21 protein-coding genes and 1 tRNA gene are annotated in these 20,461 nt (G+C 62.6%); 14 read left to right on the forward strand and 8 right to left on the reverse strand.

Annotated elements, in window-relative coordinates; genetic code table 11:
- Nucleotides 1–101: 101 nt before the first annotated feature.
- Entirely contained in the window at nucleotides 102–1,097 is a 996-nt protein-coding gene (locus tag PspCFBP13509_RS14975) for an aldo/keto reductase (protein ID WP_137212256.1), read from the reverse strand.
- Nucleotides 1,098–1,213: 116 nt separating this feature from the next.
- Here PspCFBP13509_RS14975 and PspCFBP13509_RS14980 point away from each other — a divergent pair, with 116 nt between their 5' ends.
- Nucleotides 1,214–2,125, forward strand: a complete 912-nt coding sequence (locus tag PspCFBP13509_RS14980) for a LysR family transcriptional regulator (protein ID WP_065927332.1) — start codon at nucleotides 1,214–1,216, stop codon at nucleotides 2,123–2,125.
- Here PspCFBP13509_RS14980 and PspCFBP13509_RS14985 read toward each other — a convergent pair.
- A complete protein-coding gene (locus PspCFBP13509_RS14985) occupies nucleotides 2,122–3,027 on the reverse strand; it encodes an AraC family transcriptional regulator (RefSeq protein ID WP_065927333.1) in 906 nt (301 codons plus the stop codon). The two genes, PspCFBP13509_RS14980 and PspCFBP13509_RS14985, sit on opposite strands and share 4 nt — an antisense overlap.
- A gap of 101 nt (nucleotides 3,028–3,128) precedes the next feature.
- On the opposite strand from PspCFBP13509_RS14985, the gene PspCFBP13509_RS14990 reads away from it, so the two are divergent.
- The 6 genes from PspCFBP13509_RS14990 (at nucleotide 3,129) to PspCFBP13509_RS15015 (ending at nucleotide 7,910) form a co-directional block, all read left to right on the forward strand.
- Nucleotides 3,129–3,689, forward strand: coding sequence for a carboxymuconolactone decarboxylase family protein (locus tag PspCFBP13509_RS14990; RefSeq protein ID WP_027606729.1), 561 nt, complete (start codon nucleotides 3,129–3,131; stop codon nucleotides 3,687–3,689).
- Nucleotides 3,690–3,729: 40 nt separating this feature from the next.
- Nucleotides 3,730–4,791 carry an acyl-CoA dehydrogenase family protein gene (locus PspCFBP13509_RS14995; protein ID WP_074846872.1) on the forward strand — a complete coding sequence of 354 codons (1,062 nt, stop codon included), beginning with the start codon at nucleotides 3,730–3,732 and terminating at the stop codon, nucleotides 4,789–4,791.
- On the forward strand, nucleotides 4,788–5,591 hold the full coding sequence (locus tag PspCFBP13509_RS15000) for an ABC transporter ATP-binding protein (RefSeq protein ID WP_065927336.1): 804 nt from the start codon (nucleotides 4,788–4,790) through the stop codon (nucleotides 5,589–5,591). The genes PspCFBP13509_RS14995 and PspCFBP13509_RS15000 overlap by 4 nt, the downstream gene beginning before the upstream one ends.
- Nucleotides 5,578–6,777, forward strand: coding sequence for an ABC transporter substrate-binding protein (locus PspCFBP13509_RS15005; RefSeq protein ID WP_065941680.1), 1,200 nt, complete (start codon nucleotides 5,578–5,580; stop codon nucleotides 6,775–6,777). The genes PspCFBP13509_RS15000 and PspCFBP13509_RS15005 overlap by 14 nt, the downstream gene beginning before the upstream one ends.
- A complete protein-coding gene (locus tag PspCFBP13509_RS15010; RefSeq protein WP_065927338.1) occupies nucleotides 6,774–7,541 on the forward strand; it encodes an ABC transporter permease in 768 nt (255 codons plus the stop codon). The genes PspCFBP13509_RS15005 and PspCFBP13509_RS15010 overlap by 4 nt, the downstream gene beginning before the upstream one ends.
- A 180-nt stretch (nucleotides 7,542–7,721) precedes the next feature.
- Nucleotides 7,722–7,910: a hypothetical protein gene (locus tag PspCFBP13509_RS15015; protein ID WP_027606724.1), complete on the forward strand. Its 189-nt coding sequence runs from the start codon at nucleotides 7,722–7,724 to the stop codon at nucleotides 7,908–7,910.
- Between the two features lie 8 nt (nucleotides 7,911–7,918).
- Here the strand turns inward: PspCFBP13509_RS15015 and PspCFBP13509_RS15020 are convergent, their stop codons facing one another.
- Nucleotides 7,919–8,299, reverse strand: coding sequence for a fe2+ zn2+ uptake regulation protein (locus PspCFBP13509_RS15020; protein WP_065927339.1), 381 nt, complete (start codon nucleotides 8,297–8,299; stop codon nucleotides 7,919–7,921).
- 236 nt (nucleotides 8,300–8,535) lie between these two features.
- Between PspCFBP13509_RS15020 and pvdQ the strand changes: the two genes are divergently transcribed.
- Both pvdQ and PspCFBP13509_RS15030 read left to right on the forward strand, forming a co-directional pair.
- Nucleotides 8,536–10,824 carry a bifunctional acylase PvdQ gene (gene pvdQ, locus PspCFBP13509_RS15025; RefSeq protein WP_137212257.1) on the forward strand — a complete coding sequence of 763 codons (2,289 nt, stop codon included), beginning with the start codon at nucleotides 8,536–8,538 and terminating at the stop codon, nucleotides 10,822–10,824.
- A 212-nt stretch (nucleotides 10,825–11,036) separates the two neighbouring features.
- Nucleotides 11,037–11,110 (forward strand) — tRNA-Cys (locus PspCFBP13509_RS15030).
- Nucleotides 11,111–11,699: 589 nt separating this feature from the next.
- Here the strand turns inward: PspCFBP13509_RS15030 and PspCFBP13509_RS15035 are convergent.
- Nucleotides 11,700–11,984 carry a hypothetical protein gene (locus PspCFBP13509_RS15035; protein WP_137212258.1) on the reverse strand — a complete coding sequence of 95 codons (285 nt, stop codon included), beginning with the start codon at nucleotides 11,982–11,984 and terminating at the stop codon, nucleotides 11,700–11,702.
- Nucleotides 11,985–12,161: 177 nt separating this feature from the next.
- On the opposite strand from PspCFBP13509_RS15035, the gene PspCFBP13509_RS31510 reads away from it, so the two are divergent.
- Together PspCFBP13509_RS31510 and PspCFBP13509_RS15040 are read left to right on the forward strand one after the other, a co-directional pair.
- A complete protein-coding gene (locus PspCFBP13509_RS31510; protein ID WP_162844265.1) occupies nucleotides 12,162–12,320 on the forward strand; it encodes a hypothetical protein in 159 nt (52 codons plus the stop codon).
- Between the two features lie 281 nt (nucleotides 12,321–12,601).
- The gene (locus PspCFBP13509_RS15040; RefSeq protein WP_065927383.1) at nucleotides 12,602–13,210 is read left to right on the forward strand and encodes a LysE family translocator; all 609 of its coding nucleotides are present in this window, start codon (nucleotides 12,602–12,604) and stop codon (nucleotides 13,208–13,210) included.
- 3 nt (nucleotides 13,211–13,213) lie between these two features.
- On the opposite strand, the gene PspCFBP13509_RS31435 is transcribed toward PspCFBP13509_RS15040, so the two are convergent.
- Complete coding sequence (locus tag PspCFBP13509_RS31435; protein ID WP_137212259.1) at nucleotides 13,214–13,444, reverse strand: hypothetical protein; 231 nt, start codon at nucleotides 13,442–13,444, stop codon at nucleotides 13,214–13,216.
- Nucleotides 13,445–13,524: 80 nt separating this feature from the next.
- Here PspCFBP13509_RS31435 and PspCFBP13509_RS15050 point away from each other — a divergent pair, with 80 nt between their 5' ends.
- Together PspCFBP13509_RS15050 and PspCFBP13509_RS15055 are read left to right on the forward strand one after the other, a co-directional pair.
- Entirely contained in the window at nucleotides 13,525–14,532 is a 1,008-nt protein-coding gene (locus PspCFBP13509_RS15050) for a GlxA family transcriptional regulator (protein WP_074846863.1), read from the forward strand.
- Between the two features lie 48 nt (nucleotides 14,533–14,580).
- Nucleotides 14,581–15,501 (forward strand): ADP-ribosylglycohydrolase family protein, encoded by a 921-nt coding sequence (locus PspCFBP13509_RS15055; RefSeq protein ID WP_065946921.1) that lies wholly within the window; start codon nucleotides 14,581–14,583, stop codon nucleotides 15,499–15,501.
- A 236-nt stretch (nucleotides 15,502–15,737) separates the two neighbouring features.
- Here PspCFBP13509_RS15055 and PspCFBP13509_RS15060 read toward each other — a convergent pair whose 3' ends face one another.
- From PspCFBP13509_RS15060 to PspCFBP13509_RS15070, 3 genes are read right to left on the reverse strand one after another with little or no spacing between them, the layout of a single operon-like run.
- On the reverse strand, nucleotides 15,738–16,997 hold the full coding sequence (locus tag PspCFBP13509_RS15060) for an FAD-dependent oxidoreductase (protein ID WP_065927385.1): 1,260 nt from the start codon (nucleotides 16,995–16,997) through the stop codon (nucleotides 15,738–15,740).
- 3 nt (nucleotides 16,998–17,000) lie between these two features.
- Nucleotides 17,001–17,939, reverse strand: coding sequence for a dihydrodipicolinate synthase family protein (locus PspCFBP13509_RS15065; protein WP_065927386.1), 939 nt, complete (start codon nucleotides 17,937–17,939; stop codon nucleotides 17,001–17,003).
- Between the two features lie 40 nt (nucleotides 17,940–17,979).
- The gene (locus tag PspCFBP13509_RS15070; RefSeq protein WP_137212260.1) at nucleotides 17,980–18,906 is read right to left on the reverse strand and encodes a 4-hydroxyproline epimerase; all 927 of its coding nucleotides are present in this window, start codon (nucleotides 18,904–18,906) and stop codon (nucleotides 17,980–17,982) included.
- 211 nt (nucleotides 18,907–19,117) lie between these two features.
- Between PspCFBP13509_RS15070 and PspCFBP13509_RS15075 the strand changes: the two genes are divergently transcribed.
- On the forward strand, nucleotides 19,118–19,879 hold the full coding sequence (locus tag PspCFBP13509_RS15075; protein WP_027606712.1) for an AraC family transcriptional regulator: 762 nt from the start codon (nucleotides 19,118–19,120) through the stop codon (nucleotides 19,877–19,879).
- Nucleotides 19,880–20,461 lie beyond the last annotated feature (582 nt).

The raw sequence follows: 20,461 nt of genomic DNA on the forward strand, positions 1-20,461 counted from the left end.
TGGAACTCCGACTGAGAAGGTTCCCCGCCCCCGGAGGGGCTTTAGTGCTAAACGTGTTGGCGTCGGAGCACCGCAAACCGGGTGCCCCTTGAGCTTGGCCGTCAGATATCCAGCATGGCCATCACCTCTGCGGGATAGCGCAGGCCGGCACTTGCATCGGCCGGAAAGATCCTCTCCAGTGCCGCCAGTTCAGCCGCGCCGAGTCGGATCGACACGGCCGCCACGTTCTCCTGCAGGTACTTGCGCTGCTTGGTGCCAGGAATCGGAATAATGAAGTCGCCTTGTGCCAACACCCACGCCAGCGCCAGTTGCCCGGTAGTGACGCCTTTGTCTGCCGCGAGGGTTTGAACCTGCTTGACCAGTTGCAGGTTCTTCGCGAAGTTCTCGCCCTGGAAGCGTGGGTTGGCGCGGCGGTAGTCATCGGCATCGAAATCCTCCGGGCTTTTCAGTGCGCCCGTCAGGAAGCCTCGGCCCAGCGGGCTGTAAGGCACAAACGCAATCCCCAGGCGTTGGCAGGCCGCGAGGCAGCCGTTGCTTTCCTGGTCGCGGCTCCACAGGGAATATTCGCTTTGCAGGGCGCTGATCGGGTGCACCTTATGGGCGCGCTCCAGCGTGGCGGCGGATGCTTCGCTCAGCCCCAGGTAACGCACCTTGCCTTGCTGCACCAGCTCGGCCATGGCACCGACGGTTTCTTCGATGGCCACCTGCGGGTCGATTCGGTGCTGGTAGTACAGGTCCAGGGTGTCCACGCCCAGGCGCTGCAAGGTACCGTTGATGGCATCGCGAATGTACTCGGGGCGACCGTTCACTCCACGCACCGCCGAATTGGCCGGGTCACGCACAATGCCGAACTTGCTCGCCAGGAACACTTGGTCACGTTTGCCGGCAATGGCTTTGCCGATCAGTTGCTCATTGGTGTGGGGGCCGTACATATCGGCGGTATCCAGAAAATTGACGCCCAACTCCAAGGCGCGATGCAGGGTGGCAGTGGCCTCCGTGGTGTCGGTGCCGGGGGTATAGAAGTCACTCATGCCCATGCAGCCGAGGCCGATGGCACTGACGTGGGGACCGTTCTTACCGAGTTGACGAGTGTGCATGGGTGCAGCTCCTGATGAGGTAGGACGCCATTGTTACCCTCGACAAAACCTGGATAAACCGGCTAAAAGCACTATCACTATTGGTAATTTCTAAATAATCCTCCTGGAGTCGGCCCTTGGATCGTTTTAACGCCATGCGTGTGTTTACCCGGATTGTCGAGTTGGGTGGATTTGCCAAGGCCGCCGACAGCCTGCAACTGCCGCGCGCGTCGGTGACCATCCTGATCAAGCAACTGGAAGCGCACCTGGGCGTGCAGTTGCTGCAGCGCACCACGCGCCAGGTCAGCCCGACCCTGGACGGCGCTGCGTATTACCAGCGTTGCGTACAGCTGCTCACCGATCTGGAGGAAACCGAGGCGGTGTTCTCCACCCGCCGCCAGAACCCACGCGGCACCTTGAGCGTGGATATGCCCTCGGGGATCGGGCGCTTGATTGTGATTCCCGCGTTGCCGGCGTTCACCGCGCGCTATCCGCAGATCGAATTGGACATCGGCCTGAACGACCGCCCGGTGGACCTGATCCGCGAAGGTGTGGATTGCGTGCTGCGCGGCGGTCCGGCCCTGGATGAGTCGCTGGTGGCCAGGCCTTTGGCAATGATGGACCAGTTGACCCTGGCGAGTCCTGTGTACCTGGAGCGCATGGGCATACCGGCGGGCCTCGACGACCTGGCCAATCACCAGATGGTCGAGTATGTCTCCACGGCCAGTGGCAAGCGGTTCGGCCTGGAGTTCCTGGTCGACAACGCCGTGCACTCGATCCAGTTGCCCAAGCGCGTGGCGGTCAACAGCTCCGATGGTTATTTCGCTGCGTGCGAGGCCGGCTATGGCCTGATTCAGGCGCCGCACTATCATGCGATGCGGCAACTGGCCGAGGGCCGCCTGGTGCCCGTGCTGGCGCAGTTGCCGGTGCCGAAAATGGCGCTGACGGCGCTGTATCCGCCCCATCGCCAGTTGTCACAGCGGGTGAGGGTGTTTGTGGATTGGCTGGTTGAGCTGTGTGGTCGGCCGGGCACCGGTTTGCAACGCTAGGCCTGGGCCTTGCGATAAGCGCCGGGTTGCTGCCCGGTCACTTTGTGGAAGGCTCGGGTAAACGCCGCCACGGACTGATAACCCACCGCCACTGCGACATCCGCGACCGTTTGGTCCTGCTTGAACAATTGGCAGGCGTGGCGCATGCGCATCATCAGCAGCACCTGGCCGGGCGACTGTCCGCACAATTCAGTGAAGCGCTTGAAAAACGCCGAGCGCGACAAACCGGTGCAGGCCGCCATGCTTTCCAGGGTCCAGGCGTCTGCCGGGCGAGCAATCAGGTGTTCCAGCAGGTTCGCGAATGCCGGCTGGCGACCCAGCGCGGCCAGGCCACCGAGTTGGTTGTTATCGAGCACTTGCTGGCGCAGTACATACAGGAACAACAGGTGGCACAGGCGCTCGAGCAAGGCCGCGGAAGGCGCCGGGTCGCGCTGGCACTCCTGCAGGATCAGCTCGAACAGGTTGCGGGCGGCCGTCAGCGAGGGGTCGCCGGCCCGCAGGACGATCCACGCGGGCAGGGTATCGACGATCATCGCCGACAAGCCCGACTGGAAGTGAAAGAACCCGCACACCAGCCCCACGCCGTCACTGGCGCTGCTGTCCAGGGGCAGCATCGGGCGTCGCGGACATTCCCGCGCGCCGGCCGCCGTGGCTTCTCCGGACAACCGATACTCAAGGTCACGGAGCAGGAACACCGCGTCGCCGTTGTTCAACTCGACGGGCGTGGGTTCGCCGGCGATATGCAGCCAGCACTCGCCCTGCACGATCAGGTGGAAACTCGCTCGCGCCAGGCCGTGGGTGCTGGCATGCCAATCGCCGCAATAGCGCCCGACATGGAACAGGCTGGTGTTGAGTTCGAGGCTGTCTAATAACCAATCGACAAGGGCGCTGGAAGAATTCATCTAATGGAAAGACTCAAGAGCAAGTAATCGCTACTTTAGCCTATTGAGAGGATTTCTTATAACCAACAGACTGGATACACGACCCCTCAGGAGACCGCTCCATGTCCCGTGTACCGCTGCTCACCCCGCAAACCGCGCCACCCGCCGCCAAGCCGCTGCTGGAAAATGCGCTGAAAGCCTCGGGCTTCATCCCCAATCTGCTGGCCGTGTTGGCCAACGCCCCGGCGGCGCTGGAAACCTACATCACCGTCTCGGGCCTGAACGCCAAGGCCGAGCTGAGCCTGGCCGATCGCGAAGTGGTGCAGTTGATTGCCGCCACTACCCACGGCTGCGATTTCTGCGTCGCCGGCCACACCGCCGTGGCGCGCAACAAGGCCAAGCTGCCGGAAGAGGTGATCGACGCCCTGCGCCAGCGCGGCGAATTGCCCAATGCCCGTTATGAGACACTCGCTGCCTTTACCCGGGAAGTCATTGCCACCCGTGGCGATGTCAGCGATGCCGGTTTTGACGCGTTCCGCGCCGCCGGTTACACCGAAGGCCAGGCCCTGGAAGTTATTTTGGGGGTGAGCCTGGCAACCCTGTGCAACTTCGCTAACGTGTTTGCCCGTACCCCGCTGAACCCGGAGCTGGCGCAATACCGTTGGGAAAAACCGGCCAGCTGAAGGGCAGGTGGCCCTGCTGCTTTGACAAGGAGAAACATGAATGCTTGACCCGATCTTGAGCCGTTGGCTCGATGTTCAAGCGCAGGCCCTGGATGTGGGCAGTTGCGATCCCCAGGAAGTGCTGCCACGGCTGGCAGAGGCCAACATACTGCGTATCGGTGTGCCAAAAGCCTTCGGCGGCCTGGGCGGCGATGTGGCCGGCGCCGTCGAGGCCATCGCCAATGTCGCCAGCCATTCGTTGGCGGCGGCGTTTGTGTGCTGGGGCCAGCGCTCGTTTATCGAGTATTTGCTGCAGAGCCCGAATGAGCGGCTGCGCGAGCAATTGCTGCCGGACCTGCTCAGCGGCAGGTTGGCGGGGGCCACCGGTTTGTCGAATGCAATGAAGTTCCTGTCGGGCATCGAGACGCTGCAAATCAGCGCCGAGCCGAACGACCATGGCTGGACCCTCAACGGTCGCCTGCACTGGGTGACCAACCTGCGCAAGAACGGCTTTGTCGCGGCAGCGGCGGTGGAGCATGCCGGTGGTGGCGCGCCGTTTATCCTGGCGATTCCGGATTCGGTGGCGGGCCTGCAACGTTCCGGCGACCTGGAGCTGCTCGGCCTGCAATCGAGCAACACCGCAGCCCTGGGCCTTGAAGGTGTCGAGCTGAGTCGCGAGTGGTTGCTGCATGAGGATGCACGCAAGTTCCTGCCGGCCGTGCGCCCGGCGTTCCTGGGTTTGCAGTGCGGTATGTCGATCGGCCTGGCCCGGCGCTCGCTGGCGGAAGTCGCCCATCACCTGGGCGCGGCCCGCACGGTGTTGCGCGAAGAACTCGAAGGGTTGCGCGGGACCTTGGATCACCTGGTGACCGAGCTGCAGAATGGCCTGCTCGCCGGGCGCTTCGCCGCTGAGCCGGTGGCGCTGTTCAAGTTGCGCATCGGCCTGGCCGAAACCGCCGCCAGCGCGGTGCAGCTGGAACTGCAGGCCAGCGGCGGCAAGGCCTACCTCACGGCCCATGGCAGTGGGTTTGCGCGGCGCTGGCGGGAGTCGGCGTTTGTGCCGATCGTTACGCCCAGCCTGGTGCAATTGCGCACCGAGTTGCAACGCCAGGCCAACCTGTGAGCCCGGTGGTATTGAGTGCCCGGGGCATTGGCCTGGGGTACGCCGGCGGCCCGGTGCTGCAAGGCTTCGACCTGCAATTGCAGCGCGGTGAAGTGGTGTCGATCCTGGGGCCCAGCGGGGTCGGCAAGTCCAGCCTGTTGCGGGTGCTTGCCGGCTTGCAGGCGCCCCAAGATGGCAAGGTGCAGGTGTTGGGCGAGCCGTTGAGCGGCCCCCATCCACGTGTGGCCGTAGCGTTCCAGGACCCCAGCCTGCTGCCCTGGTTGAGCCTGGAAAAGAACGTCGCGTTCGGCCTGGATTTCGCCCGCCAGCCGCACCTCGGCGCTGATGAGCGCCGCCGGCGCGTCGACCACGCCATCGCGGCGGTTGGCCTGGAGCACGCCCGCCAGCAATTTCCGGCGCAGCTGTCCGGCGGCATGGCCCAGCGCACCGCGTTGGCCCGTTGCCTGGCACGCCAGCCCCAGGTGCTGTTGCTGGATGAGCCCTTCGGTGCGCTGGATGAAGTGACCCGTGCCGATATGCAGCACCTGTTGCTCAAGGTCAACCGTGAGCAGGGTTCGGCGGCGGTGTTGATCACCCATGACATCGACGAAGCGCTGCTGTTGTCCGACCGCATCCTGCTGCTGGGCAATCGCCCGGCGCGGACGCTGGGCGAATGGCGCATCGACCTGCCGCAACCGCGGGAAGAACAGGTGGAAGCCATCGGCGCGCTGCGCATCGAGATTCTTAAAACCCTACGGCAGGCGAGCCGCCCTCAACCCCAACCCCTTGACCTGCTGGAGCCCAGCCATGTGCCTGGATGACCTGACCCACTCGCGCCGTGACTTTCTCAAACTTTCCGCAGTCCTCAGTGCCGCCGGCGCCTTGCCGCTGCTGAGCAGCCTGCAGGCCCGCGCCGCCAGCGAGCCGGATGCGCCGGTGCGCATCGGCTACCTGCCGATCACCGACGCGACGCCCTTGCTGGTGGCGCATAACAACGGCCTGTTCGAAGCCGAAGGCATCAAGGCCGAGCGCCCGGTATTGCTGCGCAGTTGGGCGCAGGTGATCGAGGCGTTTATCTCCGGGCAAGTCAACGTGATTCACTTGCTGTCGCCGATGACCGTGTGGGCACGCTATGGCAGCCAGGTGCCGGCCAAGGTGGTGGCGTGGAACCATGTGGGCGGTTCGGGGCTCACCGTGGCACCAGGCATTACCGAGGTGAAGCAACTGGGCGGCAAGTCGGTGGCGATCCCGTTCTGGTATTCGATCCATAACGTGGTGGTGCAGCAACTGTTCCGCGACAACGGCCTGACCCCGGTGGCGCGTGCCGCCGGCAGTGCGATCGGCGCCAATGAGGTCAACCTGATCGTGCTGCCGCCTTCGGACATGCCGCCGGCCCTGGCCAGCCAGCGCATCGACGGCTATATCGTCGCCGAGCCGTTCAACGCCCTGGCGGAGAACCTCAAGGTCGGGCGTGTGCAGCGGTTTACCGGCGACGTGTGGCGCAATCACGCGTGCTGCGTGGTGTTCATGCACGAACACGACCTGAACAATCGCCCGGAGTGGTCGCAGAAAGTCGTGAATGCGATCGTCAAGGCCCAGGTGTGGACCCGTGATAACCGCGCAGAGGCGGTGAAACTGCTGTCCAAGGACGGCCCGAACCGCTACACGCCACATGCCGAGCCGGTGTTGAGCAAAGTCCTGGCGCCAGCCGCTGCCGACCGCGCGGCCTACCTGGCCGATGGCGCGATCCGGCATGCCGACTGGGACGAGCACCGCATCGACTTCCAGCCCTATCCATTCCCCAGCTACACCGAGGAATTGGTGCGACGTTTGAAGGACACGCTGATCGAGGGGGACAAGAAATTCCTCGCCGATCTGGACCCGGCCTTTGTCGCCAAGGATCTGGTGGATGACCGCTTTGTGCGCAACGCCATCGAAGCGGTGGGCGGCATGGGCACCTTCGGCTTGCCCGAGGGCTTTGAGCGGACCGAGGAGATTGGCGTTTGAACAACCGCAGAGTCCCGGGCTGGTTGCTCGGGTTGAGTGGCCTGGCCGGCCTGTTGTTGCTGTGGTGGCTGGGGGTGAAGGTGTGGGGCGATGGGGGCGGCCTGGCGGCGCGCTTTTCGCTGGCCGCCACCTTCAGCAGCCTGTGGGAATTGCTGGGGCGCGGTGAGCTGTATCTGCATATTGTCGTGAGCCTCAAGCGCATCTTCGTCGGGCTGTTCCTGGCCTTGCTGGTGGGGGTGCCGCTGGGGCTGCTGGTGGGCAGTTCGCGCAACCTGGAAGCGGCGACCACGCCGGCCTTCCAGTTTCTGCGGATGATCTCGCCGCTGTCCTGGATGCCCATCGTGGTGATGCTGATGGGGGTAGGGGACCAACCGATCTACTTCCTGCTGGCGTTTGCTGCGGTGTGGCCGATCATGCTCAACACCGCCGCCGGCGTGCGCCAGCTCGACCCGCGCTGGCTGCAGTTGAGCAGCAGCCTGAGCGCCACGCGCTGGGAAACCTTGCGCCGGGTGATCATCCCCGGCGTGGTGGGGCACGTGCTGACTGGCGTGCGGCTGGCCATCGGGATCCTGTGGATCGTGCTGGTGCCGTGCGAAATGCTCGGGGTCAGCGCGGGGCTTGGCTACTACATCCTGGATACCCGTGATCGCCTGGCCTATTCGGAACTGATGGCGATGGTGTTGCTGATCGGGCTGCTGGGGTTTGCCCTGGATGCGCTTGCACGCGGGTTGCATCAGCGGTGGGTGCATGGGGGGAGCCAGTGAAGGCATGGCCTGAGCCCGGCGGCCCACCGCCGTCGGGGTGAGCGGCACACTGGAGGAGCCAAAGCTTTTCATCACCTGTAACATAAGACCCTGTCGACCCCGTGCATCCCGTCGCCGGGTATGTGCCTGGCGTGTTCGGCGATACACAGTGAATACATTCTTCCGGTTCAGGAACCCGTCATGACCCAAAAACAACGCTTGAAATACTCGATCCTGATCGCCCTGGCGGTACTGGCGACGATGTTTGGCCTGTCCTACCTGCAGAACATCGGGTTTATCAGTGAGAAGACATTCCAGACCATCGCCATCGCCGTCGCGGTCGTCGTGGTGGTGATCAACGGCATCATGCGCCGCAAGGTCAAGCTTTAAGGTCCGCCTCAGCTTCGAGCGTCGAGTACCTTGGCAGCCTCTTCATGGAGGCTGTAGCTTTTATCCGCGTTAAGGGTGATCACGCCTTCGCTGCACAGGCGCTTGAGCACCTCGCGCACACTCAGGAACGACAACGGGATCCCCAGCTCCAGCAAATGGCTGTGCACGCCACGTACCCCCAGGGTGCGCTGGTTGTCGGCGGCGGTGAGCAGGGCGTCGATGACCTTCAGCCGGATCAGGCTGGTGCGCAGGCCGAAACACTTGAGCAGGTGGCGAATACGCTGGTTGCCTTGCTGTTCGGGGGTTTTGCCGAACGCTTGGGCGCCGTTGCCAAATTGGCTGTCGGCTGCGGGTGAATGTCCGTCCGTGGGCACTTGCGGGTTGTACATGCAAAAACTCCTTATCAGAGCCTGATCAGGAAAATGATGGCGCTCTTAGTCAATAAGACGAACGAGCGTGCAAAATCATGAAGGGTGTGATGTAGAAAATTTGTCGGTATCGGCTTTGTCACATCTGCAGCGCCTCGGATAAACCCGCTCCAGGGTTAAATTTCTCCCGGTTTTTTGCGTCTTTACGGTGGGGTGGTTACCCCTGTGAGGGTGTTCAATTTGACTGCGGAGTCTGTGTGATTATTTCCAACGGGTTGGCCAAGGTGTGCGTGACGGGGCTGTTGCTGGGGGCGAGCCTGGCTGCAACAGCACGGGAATCGACAACGCAGGCGTCGGCGGATATCCGCCGCACCAGTTTCGGCGTGCCGCATATTCGCGCCAATGACGAGCGTGGCCTGGGCTTGGGGATCGGTTATGCCTATGCCCAGGACAACCTGTGCCTGCTGGCCAATGAAGTGGTTACCGTAAACGGCGAGCGGGCCCGGTACTTCGGCCCCGAGCAGTCGACCCTGGAAGAGCGCAACAACCTGGCCAGCGATGTGTTTTTCACCTGGCTGAATACACCGGGCGCGGTGGCGGCTTTCTGGAAGACGCAAAGCCCGCAGATCCAACAGCGCATGCAAGGCTACGTGGCCGGCTACAACCGTTACCTGAAAGAGCAGGGCGCACCCGCCCAGTGCCAGGCGGCCTGGGTGCGGCCGCTGGTGGTTGAAGACCTGGTGAAATTGGCCCGCAGATTGTTGGTGGAGGGCGGTGTCGGCCAGTTCGCCGAAGCTCTGGTCGGCGCCGCGCCGCCTCAGGCCTTCGCGAGTGTGCAACCCAGCGCCAAGGCATTCGAATTGGCCGCCGCCAATCAACAGCGCTTCAGCCTGGATCGCGGCAGCAATGCCGTGGCGGTGGGCCGCGACCGCTCGTTCAATGGCCGTGGCATGTTGCTGGCCAACCCGCATTTCCCGTGGGTGGGCGGCATGCGCTTTTATGAAATGCACCTGACCATCCCCGGCCAGCTGGATGTGATGGGCGCCGCGCTGCCCGGCCTGCCGGTGATCAATATCGGCTTCAACCAGCATGTGGCGTGGACCCATACGGTGGACACGTCCAAGCACTTCACCCTGTATCGCCTGACGTTGGATCCCAAGGACTCCAAGCGCTATATGCTGGATGGAAAATCCATCCCCCTGGAAAAAACCTCGGTGACGGTCCAGGCCAGGCAAGCGGACGGCAGCGTGACGCCGGTAACCCACTCGGTCTACAGCTCGCAGTTCGGCCCCGTGGTGCAATGGCCCGGCAAGCTGGATTGGGACACTCACCACGCCTTCAGCCTGCGCGATGCCAACCTGGGCAACGACCGCGTCCTGCAACAGTGGTACGCCATGAACCGTGCCACGAGCCTCAAGGACCTGCAAACCTCGGTGCACACCCTGCAAGGCATCCCGTGGGTCAATACCCTGGCCGCCGATGACCAGGGCCAGAGCCTGTACATGAACCTGTCGGTGGTGCCCAACGTCAGCGCGGCCAAACTGGCGCAATGCAGCGACCCGCGTGCCGGCCTGCAGATGATCATGCTCGACGGTGCCCGCAGTGCCTGTGCCTGGGACGTCGACCCGCGTGCCGCCCAAGCCGGCATCTTCCCCGCCGACCAGTTGCCGCAGCTGGAGCGTAGCGACTACGTGCAGCACTCTAACGATTCGGCGTGGCTGGCCAACCCCAAGGCGCCCTTGACCGGCTTCTCCCCGGTGATCAGCCAGGACCACATCGGCCTCGGCCCGCGCGCACGCTTCGCCCTGCAACGCTTGCAATCCCTGGAGGCGCAACCGATCAGCGTCGCCGACCTGCAAAACATGGTCATGGACAACGAGGTGTACCTGGCCGGCCAGGTCATGCCCGACCTGCTGGAATTCTGCGCCAAACACCTCGGCACCGACGCGACTGCGCTGAAGTCGCTGTGCACCAGCCTCAACGACTGGGACCGACGCGCCAACCTCGACAGCGGCCTGGGCCTGGTGCACTTCATCAATTTGGTTGAAGACCTGCAGCAACTCCCCGATGCCTGGCGCGTCGCGTTCGACCCGGCCCAACCCCTGACCACCCCACGGGGCCTGGCCATCGAGCGCGCCCCCGTGGCCAAGGCCCTGCGCGAAGCCATGCTGGCCTCCAGCGCAGCCGTGGCCCAACTCGGCCTCAACGCCGACAGCAAATGGGGCGATATCCAGGTCAGCGGCCAAACCCCGATCCACGGCGGCCCGCAAGCGCTGGGGATCTACAACGCCATGCAAACCGTGCCCCGGGCCGACGGCAAGCGCGAAGTGGTCAGCGGCAGCAGCTACCTGCAGATCGTCACCTTCGACGACCAGGGGCCTCACGCCCAGGGCGTGCTCGCGTTTTCCCTGTCCAGCAACCCGGCATCCCCCTACGCCAAGGACCAGACCCAAGCCTTCGCGCAGAAAAAACTCCGCCCACTGCCGTTCACCGACGCCCAGATCAAGGCCGACCCGCAGTACCAGCAGCAGCTCATCAAGGAGTAGGGCAGACGCGCAACCCCTTGATGCCAATACGAAATATTTTTGAAATCAAGGGGTTGCAGGCAAAAGCAAATGAGTACATAATGGCGCCCATCGAACGCAACGAAGCATTAAAAACTTCAATGTATTCAATGAGTTAGAGTAGAGGCAGGGCTCTATGGCCCACTCAAGTTTTTATACGGTGAATGCCAGTGGCAAGGGCATTGATCGTTTGAGGCCGAGTAGCAAAATGGTTATGCAGCGGATTGCAAATCCGCCTACGCCGGTTCGATTCCGACCTCGGCCTCCACTCTTGAAAACCCCGTAGATTAACGTCTACGGGGTTTTTTATTGGGCGGAAGAAAAGGCCCGGGTGTCAACCTCTCGAGCAGGCCGATCTACCTTCCTCCGCATCCGCCTGTGCAGGCGCCATTCCCTTCCCGTTGTGTACAGCGTTGTGCCGTGTCCCTCCCACGCTCGAAGGTTTTTTCGACGAGTGACGTGTCTAGATCAAGGGTCAGGAGGCTTTTTAAGGTTGTCATGGCTCGTGTTGGCGACTACCCTGAAAATGTTCGTATTGTTACGAATAATTTCGGTTGTGGCTGTTTTCAAGTCACGCTACTTCAGGATGAGGAACGAAAATGTTTTCACACGAAGGTCCCGCAATAGAGCTGCTGCTATTCATTTTTGGTCTGGCGATGCTACTTTTGGTCGTTTGGTTTTTTCATCATCAATACGAGCGGAAGACGGGGAAGGGTGTTAAAAAACTACATGATCTCGACGAGAAACGCTCAACCTGACGCTGCTGTCGAATGACCTGATCGAGTCGGCTCCCGCTGGCTCGCACTATTCGCTGACGTAAAGATCGAGGGCTGGCTACGATTTCCGAGTCGAGGCCCTCATTCTTGAGCGTACTGAACTCTATCTTCAGCGCCAGTCTCTGACCTGCTGATGCGCTGCGCCTTCACTTCAACCGCGTAGCAGGCGATTTTATCCCGCTGAGTTGCCAGCAACGTGCCGATCTTCATTAGCGCCAACGCCTCACTCGGCGTCCTGCTGCTGTTTGCCAGGGCTGTCAGTTCAACCACGGACCAGCCAATGACTGCAGTTGCATCTTCCAGGTCATAAAACAATTCCTGCTGGGCAGTTCTGGGTCCATCGAGGCCCTGTATCAACTCTTTCATCTACTTCTCCCTTTGGTGCTGATCAGGTAGCGAAGTTGGCCTTACTCGCATCAACGAATGACGTGTATCCACCCCAACACAAACCCTACCAAGACGTTACACGAAACTCATGACGGACTTCATTTACCGAGGTCTTACTTGACGTACACCCAACCTTGTAAAGCAGAGAGCGTTGTCATGAAGTTGAATTACCTAACCAAGGCGGCTGTTGTTGTCGCGCTGTTGTCGACCTTGTCGGGCTGCTGGATATTCATGCCGCCGGGCGGTGGCGGGGGTGGTGATCACGGCGGTGGTGGTCATGGTCAAGGCGGTGGCCCAGGCGGTGGTCCGCGTTAACCGTTAGTCAACCAGAGGTGGGCCATGAATTATGGCTCACCTCTTTTTTTGCCCCGGATAAATCCCAGGCAAAGAAAAGCCCGCGATGGGGAGCACGGGCTAAAAGGGATGTTCATTAGGAGCTGGGTTCACCATAAGGCCGCGTCTGTGAAAGCTTTGTGAAAACGCCGGAGCCATCTGAACCTGAAGTGTATGCCTCGATCCGTGCCTGGCTGTACGGGGCGCCGGGCGGCATAACCCACTACTGTCGCAGGCCTACCACACTGCTCGGATGCCGCACCATGTCCATGTCTACCAGCCTGCTGTCAGCCTTTGTGCTGTTCGCCTTCGTGTCCTCGATCACCCCAGGGCCGAATAACACCATGTTGCTTGCCTCGGGGGTGAACTTCGGGTTTCGTCGCTCGATGCCCCATGCGCTGGGGATCAGTATCGGCTTCATGCTGCTGGTGATTTCGGTCGGCCTGGGCCTGGGCGAAGTGTTCAAGGTATTCCCGTGGGCCTACACGGTGTTGCGCTATGTGGGCGCGGTGTACTTGCTGTACCTGGCCTGGAAGATCGCCACGGCGGGCGGCATGTCCGATAGCAATGATGAACACGGCAAACCCATGACGTTCTTGGGCGCGGCGGCGTTTCAGTGGGTGAACCCCAAGGCGTGGATAATGGCGCTCGGGGCCATCACCACCTATACGCCGGCTGAGGGCTATGTCACCAACGTGCTGGTGATTGCGCTGGTCTTTGCCGTGGTCAACCTACCCAGCGTGTGCGTGTGGGTCGGGTGTGGCAGCGGCTTGCGTAATGTGCTGCGCGAGCCGCGCTGGTTGAGGCTGTTCAATTGGTCAATGGCCGGGTTGCTGGTGCTGTCGCTGTACCCGATGTTGTTTGCCGGCTAGGTGCTAAACCGGCGAGATGGTCGCCAGCAGGCCGATGCCGATGGTCAGCACCAAAAAACCGAACAGGAAAATCGCCATCTTGGTCATAAGGCCTCCGAAGGAAGGGGGTGGGCATGGGGGCCATTGTCCGCCCAGGCGGCGTTTCAATACAGGCGCAGATGGCAAAGAAAAAACCGTATCAGATGCGTCGGCGAGTGTTCTGCCACGGGCTTTTGGCGCCCGTGGTTTTTTCAAGATCAGTGCCTGAGACAGCCAGCGTTTTTCCCCCTAAGATGGCGCCCATTGCATCAACAATAAAAGTGGGCCAATCCTCGATGGAAAGACGCCAGTTCAGCGGTGGCATGAAAGGCAAGAACCTGCGCTACCTCAACGAAACCTCCCAGCCGGCATCGGTCACTCGCGTCGGCTTCCTGCTGCTCGAACATTTTTCCCTGCCGGCATTCACCCAGACCCTCGACACCGTGGTCACCGCCAACCTGCTGCGACCTGATCTGTTCGCCACGCGCACCTTCGGTTGTGACGACGGGGAAGTCATCAGTGACCTGGGCCTGGTGATCCGGCCGGATGCGCGTCTCGATGCGCCCGCGCTGCAAGGCCTGGATCTGCTGGTGATCTGCGGCGGCTTTCGCACCGAACTCAAGGCTGACGACCAACTGATCCAACTGCTGCGTAGTGCCGCCGAGCAGGGCGTGAGCCTCGCGGGGTTGTGGAACGGCGCATGGTTCCTCGGCCGTGCCGGCCTGTTGCAGGGCTACCGCTGCGCCATCCACCCCGAACACCGCCCGGCCCTGGCGGAAGTGTCCAAGGCCACCCACGTTACCAGCGAGCCCTACGTGATCGACCGCGACCGCCTTACCGCGTCGAGCCCCTCCGGCGCCTTCCACATGGCCCTGGACTGGATCAAAAGCTTGCACGACAAAGCCCTGGTCGAAGGTATCGAAGACATCCTGGCCTTCGAGGAATCGCGTTATCGGCGGATCAAACCCACTGAAAACGTCAGCGTCAGCGCGCCCCTGCGCGAAGTGGTCAAGCTGATGGATGCCAACCTCGAAGAACCGCTGGAACTCGACCAACTCGCCGTCTACGCCGGCCGCTCGCGCCGCCAACTGGAGCGCCTGTTCAAGGAACAACTGGGCACCACGCCGCAGCGCTACTACATGGAACTGCGCGTCACCGAAGCACGCCGGCTGTTGCAGCACACCGAACTGTCACAGGTGGAAGTGCTGGTGGCGTGCGGGTTTGTCTCGCCGAGCCATTTCAGCAAATGCTACAGCTCGTATTTCGGATATCGCCCCTCCAAGGAGAAGCGGTTGGTCAAGTAAAGTGACTGCCGCTCCGTGCACTCCGACATGATTTTTCAAGGAGGACCCATGTCTCTTACACGTTTGGATCGTTATCGCGGCAGTTTGCTGGGCTTGGCCTGTGGCGATGCAGTCGGTACCACGGTCGAGTTCATGCCCCGTGGCACATTTACTCCGCTCACCGATATGGTGGGAGGAGGGCCGTTCAACCTCAAGCCCGGCCAGTGGACTGACGATACTTCAATGGCGCTGTGCCTCGCCGAAAGTCTGTTGCGCAAAGAGGGGTTTGACGCGGCGGATCAGATGGGTCGCTATCTGAATTGGTGGAAATGGGGCTATTTGAGCTCCACCGGCGACTGTTTCGATATTGGCCTGACCGTGAGTAAAGCGCTAACGGCCTATCAAGACAGCGCAAACCCCTTTTCAGGTTCTACGGATCCGTATTCCGCCGGAAATGGTTCGATGATGCGCCTTGCACCGGTGGTGTTGTTTTACTTTCCGGACCTTCAACGTATCCGCCATTACGCCGCCGAAAGCTCGCGCACCACCCACGCTGCTCTGGAAGCAATCGAGTGCTGCCTGGTGCTGGCCCAGGCAATCAGCAATGCGCTTGAGGGTGTTTCAAAGGATCAGGTATTGCAGTTGGCGCAGATGGACCTCGCGACCGCCAAAGTCGCCGCACTTGCGCAGGGCAATTACCTGGAGAAGTCGCGTGATGACATCGCCGGCACCGGCTACGCCGTGGCGTCCCTTGAGGCCGCACTCTGGTGCTTCCACCATACCGACAGCTTTGCGGCGGCAGTGCTGATGGCGGCCAATCTGGGCGATGACGCAGACACTACCGCAGCCATCGTTGGTCAGCTGGCCGGTGCGTATTATGGCGCCCAAGCAATTCCTGGCGGCTGGTTGGAAAAGCTGTGGATGCGCGAAGAAATCCAAGGCACGGCGGATGCCCTGTTGGCTGCTTCGACCGGTAATCTCGTGCAGTGAAGCGAGCACCGTCTGCAAAACCATGAAGATCAAATGTGGGAGTTGTCGAGCTCAATTATGGTGAGCGGGCTTGTCCCGCGTTGGGCTGCGCAGCAGCCCCAAAACCAGGCGCAGAGGAGTGCCTGAGACTCGGCATTCGTCTTGATCAGGGGCGCTTCGCCCCCCACGCGGGGCAAGCCCGCTCACCACATGAAATAGCTTGTGCAAGTTGCTGTGCTTGGACGTGGCGGTTCTTCTCAAAACCGCCCCAGTCGATACGGCCCTAGCGCCGGCAACCCCGAAAACGCAGGCGCCCCCGACGCCAATTGCCCCACCATCTCCGCCGTCACCGCCGCCTGGGTCAGCCCCAGATGCTGATGCCCGAACGCAAGCAGCACCTTCCCGTCACACACCCGATCAATAATCGGCAGCGAATCCGGCAGCGACGGTCTGAAGCCCATCCACGGGGTCGCGTCCTCTGCACTCAAATCCTCACGAAACAACCCCTGGCTCAACCGATGCAACTGCCACGCCCGCGCCATGTTCGGCGGGCGGTCGAGGCCGGCGAATTCCACGGTGCCGGCCAGGCGCAGGCCGCCTGTCATGGGTGTCATGATGAACTTGCGCTCCAGGGACGTGACGGCAAACGGCAGGCGCTGATGTTCATGGGGCAGCATCAGGTGATAGCCGCGTTCGGTATCCAGCGGGACTTTTTTGCCGGTCAGGGCGGCGGTGAGTCTGGCCGAGTGGGCGCCACAGGCGATCAGCACCTGGCGGGCGGCAAAGGTGCCTTGATCGGTGCTCACGGTGACGCCATCGCCTTCAACCCGCGCATCCAGCACCTGGTGTTGGAGGAACTGCACGCCACTGGCCTTGGCCGCCTCCACCAATTCGCAGACCAATCGGTAAGGGTCGAGGAAGTGCCCTGTTCGCGGGAAAAACAGGCCGCCCTGGATCTGGGCGCCCAATTGCGGGGCAATCCCTCGAATGGCATCCGCCGACCAGAAATCCACCGGCACGTTTTGCGCCTGCACGCGCCGTTGCAAGCCATCGATGGCCGCGCGGGAGTCTGAACGTTCGAACACCAGCAGCGAGCCATCTTCGCGCAACAGCTCCGGGCGCTGAATACTGGCCAGCAACCGTTGCCAGGCGCCAAGGCTCGCTTCATTGAGCGCGCGCAGACCCGTCACCGTGCCCTGGTAACTCGCCGGGCGCAGGTTCAGCAGCAGGCGGATGAACCAGGGCAGGGCGCGTGGCAGGTATTTCCAGTCCAGGCGCAGCGGGCCCATGGGGTCCATGAGCATGGCGGGCAAGCGCTTGAGGATCGACAGGTCGGCGATCGGGAACACTTGTTCGGTCGCCAGGTGCCCGGCGTTGCCGTAGGAGGCGCCCATGCCGGGCGCCTGCTGGTCGATCACCCGCACTTTCCGCCCCTGGCGCGCCAGCTGCAGGGCGCAGGCAACGCCAATGATGCCGGCTCCGATTACGGCGATATCCGCAGGGTCAGGGTCGTGCATCCGCTACGCCTCTCTCGACCAGTTGGCATACCACTGGCGAAACAGCGCGTACTGGGTTTCGGCGTAACGCCGCTGGGCATCGCTGAGCACATCGGTTTCGTTGAAGTGCAGGGCGTAGCCCGTGTCGCCGTTAAGCACCATCAGGTGCTTGTAATACAGCACCAGGTCACAGCCTTCATCGAAGGAAGACAGCACCGCCAGCGCCGCTTCCAGTTCCCGCGCCAGGCGCCGGGCCTTGGCATCGCCCTTGGCGGCTTGCTTGCTCAGGGCCACCAGGTGCAGCACTTCGCGGGGCAAGGCATTGCCGACGCCGGTGATTGCGCCTGTGGCGTTGCAGTTGACGAAACCGTGCACCACCTGGGTATCGACGCCGACCATCAGGGTCACGCTGTCGTCCTGGGAGGTGATGTGCTCGGCGGCATAGCGCAGGTCGGCAGCGCCACCGAACTCCTTGAAGCCGATCAGGTTCGGGTGTTCGCGACGCAGTTCGAAGAACAACTCCGCGCGGGTGGCAAAGCCGTAGTAAGGGCTGTTGTAGATCACCGCCGGCAGGTTGGGCGCGGCCTCGAGGATTGCCGAGAAATGCGCCTTTTGCGCCGTGGCGGACGCACCTCGGGACAGCACGCGCGGAATCACCATCAAGCCCTGGGCGCCGACCTTGGCCGCGTGGGCGGCGTGGGCCACCGCCTCGCGGCTGTTCACCGCGCCGGTACCGACAATGGTCGGCACGCCGGCCGCCACCAGGCGCGCCACGCCTTCCTGGCGCTCGGCTTCGGTGAGCAACGGCCAGTCGCCCATGGACCCGCAATACACCACGGCGCTCATGCCGATATCGATCAACTCGCGGCCCTTGGCGACCAGCGCGTCGAAGTCCGGCTTGCGCGCGGCGGTGCATGGGGTCATCAGCGCGGGGACGCAACCGGTGAAGATGTTGTCGCTCATTGTCCTGGCTCCTTGCAGCGTTCAATCAAAGGGGTTGGGCTCAGATGCCCCAGGCAAACGGGTCCTGCTCGTCGATCAGCAAGGTGCTGTCGGCGGTCATGTAGGCGCGGCCGGTGATGAAGGGGATGACACGTGTGCCGTCCCATTCATATCGGCCTTCGAAGCGGCTGCCGGTGATGCTGGCTTGTACCCAGGTTTCACCGGGGTTGAGTTTCCCATCGGCGGCCAGGCACGCCAGCTTGGCGCTGGTGCCGGTGCCGCAGGGGGAGCGATCGTAGGCTTTGCCGGGGCACATGACGAAGTTGCGGCTGTCGGCGTGGGCGTCGTCGGCGAACAGTTCGATATGGTCGATCAGGGCGCCGTCTGCGCCGTGGATGCCCTGGGCCTCGAGGGCCTTGAGCATCGCCCAGGTGTAGTCGGTGAGAGCGTCGACGTTGCTCATCTCCAACGCCATGCCATGCTCGCAGACCAGGAAGAACCAGTTGCCGCCCCAGGCAATATCGCCCTGGACTGCGCCATGGCCCGGTACATCCACCATCACCTGCTGGCGATAGCGATAGGCAGGCACGTTGCGCAGGGTCACGGCACCGTCGTCGTGCAAGGTCGCGGCCACCGTCCCCACCGGGGTGTCGAGGGTGTGCACGCCCGGCTGGATAAGCCCCAAGTGCTGCAGGGACGCCACCAGGCCGATGGTGCCGTGGCCGCACATGCCCAGGTAACCGGTGTTGTTGAAAAAGATCACCCCGCAGGTGGCGCCCGGGGTGACGGGCGCACAGTACAGCGCCCCCACCAGTACGTCATTGCCACGGGGTTCCAGCAAGCAGGCGCGGCGCCATGGGTCGTGCTCCGTGCGCAGGTTTTCCAACTGGTCGGCGATGCTCGCGCCCTTGAGCGCGGGGAAGCCGGTCATCACCAGGCGCGTGGGTTCGCCGCCGGTGTGGGAGTCGATCACATGCAGTCGCTTCATAACGCGCTCCATCAATAAGAGCTGTGGGCTGCCTTCTTGTGAGTGTAGGGATAGGCATGCAGTGGCCCTATCGTGAACGCGCAGGCTGGGCGGCGATTGATGTTTTTTGCCGACATCGATGACGAAATCAGCACAGTTCGCCCTGCTCGACAGCACCCCAGGCATGGGGCAATCTGCTTGCCATCAAGGTGACAGCCGGGGAGAGACACTCATGCTTCAACGCGCGTTTGCGAGCCTTTGCCAAGGGGCCAGCCCTCCCCACAGCATCGAGCAGCTACTGGCCGGTGTGGCGCAGCTGCTGCCAATGCTCGACGTGATCCCCAATGCCGCCATCTTCATCAAGGACCTGGAGGCCCGTTACGTCCTCGCCAACCGCACCCTGGTGCAGCGCTGCGGCCTCAAGCAGCTGCAACCATTGCTGGGCAAGACCAGCGCCGACGTCTTTCCCGCACCATTGGGACCGGGCTACACCGAGCAGGACCGGCGCGTGCTGCAGCAAGGTTTTGTGCTGGAAGACCAACTTGAACTGCACCTGTACGGCAGCCGCGAACCCGGCTGGTGCCTCACCCACAAATGGCCGCTGTACAACCACGAAGGCCGCATCATCGGCCTGGCCGGGATCTCGGTCGACCTGCAATCGGCCAGCCAAACCCACCCGGCCTACCAACGCCTGGCCGCTGTGGACGAGCATATCCGCACGCACTTCAACCGCCGTGTCACCCTCGGTGAACTGACGCGCATCGCCGGGATTTCCGTGGCGCAACTGGAGCGCTACTGCAAGCGCGTGTTCCACCTGACACCCCGGCAGATGATCCAGAAAGTACGCTTGGAACACGCCCATCGGTTGCTGCACAGCGACATGCCGATTACCGAGGTCGCGCTGCAGTGCGGCTATACCGACCACAGCGCGTTCACCCGGCAGTTCAAGGCATCGACGGGGTTTACGCCTAGGCAGTATCGGGAAACCTGCTGAGAGCCCGACTCGATTCCCTTGCTGTCGAGCCTTGGCGAGGCTGCGTCAGGCGCGCTGCCGACTCAAGCTCGAGCCGCGGCCGACGCAGCCTCGCCGGGGCTCGACAGCTGCTACGAAAACCAATCCACCTCACGGCCCCACCCCCGTAGCAGCTGCCGAGCGCAAGCGAGGCTGCGTCAGGCGCGCTGCCGATTCAAGTCCGAGCCGCGGCCGACGCAGCCTCGCCGGGGCTCGGCAGTTGCTACGAAAACCAATCCACCTCACGGCCTCACCCCCGTAGCAGTTGCCGAGCGCAAACGAGGCTGCGTCAGGCGCGCTGTCGACTCAAGTCCGAGCCGCGGCCGACGCAGCCTCGCCGGGGCTCGGCAGCTGCTACGAAAACCAATCCACCTCACGGCCCCACCCCCGTAGCAGCTGCCGAGCGCAAGCGAGGCTGCGTCAGGCGCGCTGCCGACTCAAGCTCGAGCCGCGGCCGACGCAGCCTCGCCAAGGCTCGACAGCTACGGATTTGTGCGGTGTTGGACAAGACGGTATCTACACCCGTTCAGGCACGCCACATTGCAATGCAACGAATGGCCCACC

This window comes from Pseudomonas sp. CFBP13509, from assembly GCF_005233485.1.
In the GTDB taxonomy this organism is placed as follows: Bacteria; Pseudomonadota; Gammaproteobacteria; order Pseudomonadales; family Pseudomonadaceae; genus Aquipseudomonas; species Aquipseudomonas marginalis.